Annotated in this window: 3 protein-coding genes; 2 read left to right on the top strand and 1 reads right to left on the bottom strand. The window is 53.3% G+C overall.

Going from position 1 to position 1,690, the window contains the following annotated elements:
- Positions 1 to 440 (top strand): DUF6326 family protein (locus VJ956_RS16025; protein WP_324086043.1); only part of this gene is annotated, 440 nt, incomplete at its 5' end.
- Positions 441 to 623: 183 nt separating this feature from the next.
- The gene (locus VJ956_RS16020; protein WP_324086044.1) at positions 624 to 872 is read left to right on the top strand and encodes a DUF3465 domain-containing protein; all 249 of its coding nucleotides are present in this window, start codon (positions 624 to 626) and stop codon (positions 870 to 872) included.
- A gap of 244 nt (positions 873 to 1,116) precedes the next feature.
- On the opposite strand, the gene VJ956_RS16015 is transcribed toward VJ956_RS16020, so the two are convergent.
- A partial coding sequence (locus VJ956_RS16015) for a hypothetical protein (protein WP_324086042.1) occupies positions 1,117 to 1,690 on the bottom strand: 574 nt, incomplete at its 5' end.

Below are 1,690 nucleotides of genomic sequence, written 5' to 3'. Positions count from 1 at the left end.
AAATGGAACTGGTTAAAAACGGCACAGACAGAAAAATCGTCTTATCAACGCTATGGGTGTTTTTCATAGTGAACATTATTTACGCTGATATTATAAGCCTGATGGAAGTGACGTACACAGGATATGATGTCACGACTGCAGAAAACTTTGAATTAGTCAAGTCAATCCTATCTCCTGCAATGCTTCTGCTTATAGCTATAATCCTGGAATTGGGGATGATCATGATCGTCCTTTCACGAGTGTTAAGGCACGCTGTCAATCGCTGGGCTAATATCATCGTAGCCATAATACAAGCTTTAGTTCTTACAGCGTCTTTATTTGTTGGGTCCCCGGACATGTACTATATATTTTTCGCGACTGTTGAACTAACCACTTTGCTGTTTATCGTCTGGTACGCCTGGACATGGCCCAAACCGACAGCTGCACAAACTGCGCCATAAGACAATTCCCGGACTGCCATATGGCAAGTCATAAGAAGAACTCTTCACTGAAACCTGTGGGTATGCTTCATTGCCCAACCGCCGCCGGGCATAGGTCGAGGCCGCCCAGGTGAAAGTAGATGGTGGCCTTGAACCGTTCCTTGTTCCGGAGAATCAAATTGGACAGGCACGCCTTAAAGATCGCTGGGCGACGAGAACATCGGCGGCAAGCGCCAGCGATTCACGATCCGGCCGACCGAGGGGGTCACCGTTCAGGTGCGTCACTCACTCGAAAGTTCCACCCGCGTGCCGGTCCAGCCCGGCGACGTCGTGCGCGTGACCGGCTACTACGAATGGGAAGCCCGCGGCGGGTTCATTTCCAGGACCTACAGCGACCCGGCCCAGCCCGGGGGCGGCGGCTGGGTGGAACATGACGGGCAGCGTTACGACTGAACGTCAGTACGCTTCCCTGGCACTCGGTCGCGAAATTACGGTATCCGCAGGCGCCGTCGCGCCCGCACAGGGTTGTTCAGAGGTTCCCTGGTAATTCGCTGTTCGGGCACGGGTTTTGGACTTATCCGGCTGACGATGTTGTGCACGGGCCCGGTTCCCCACCAGACACCGATTCGCAGATGAAGGCGCCGAGACTATTCCGCGGCCCCCGACCGACACCTGACTTACAATCGTTATCCGGATATCAACAAAGTGTAAGTACAACAACCTCAAACTGGCAGCTGCAATTGCCATCGATGCAGACTGTTGCGCAGACGCGCTTGGTACATAAGTCTGAACCACTGCTACCGGATGTGTCGGGGAAGTCGAACAGCGAACCCCCGGGTCCGCCCTCCCGGAACTCGATTTCCGGATTGTTATCGTCATATTCGGCAAGTTTATCGATGACGCACTGGTTATCAACCACGGTCTGCCCGGACAGGAGATTATTTACTGCAACACCCGCTGCGCGGCTGAGCCCGGGAGCGAATTCCGAATCTACAACGAGTCTGTTGTCGATGTATCGCACATCATTGATTCGAAACGTGATGATATTTCCATTCACGATACTGTCGACCGGAACCTCGCTGACATTGAAGCCGAAACCAGCGAAAAACACATCATCCAGGGGTGGAGGCGAACTGGACCAACCAGTAGACAGTGTCACCGGCCCGACCGAAGCGCTAATTCCCCTGGTACGGGAGACACCAGAGTTCCGATTGTTGAACTGCCCCAGGATACGAAACCATGGATCGCGAAGTTCATCAATCATCCACTGC

This window comes from Marinobacter sp., assembly GCF_035268745.1.
GTDB lineage: Bacteria > Pseudomonadota > Gammaproteobacteria > Pseudomonadales > Oleiphilaceae > Marinobacter.
The sequence above is the reverse complement of the archived record's forward strand: the minus strand, read 5'-3'. Positions and strand labels throughout refer to the sequence as shown.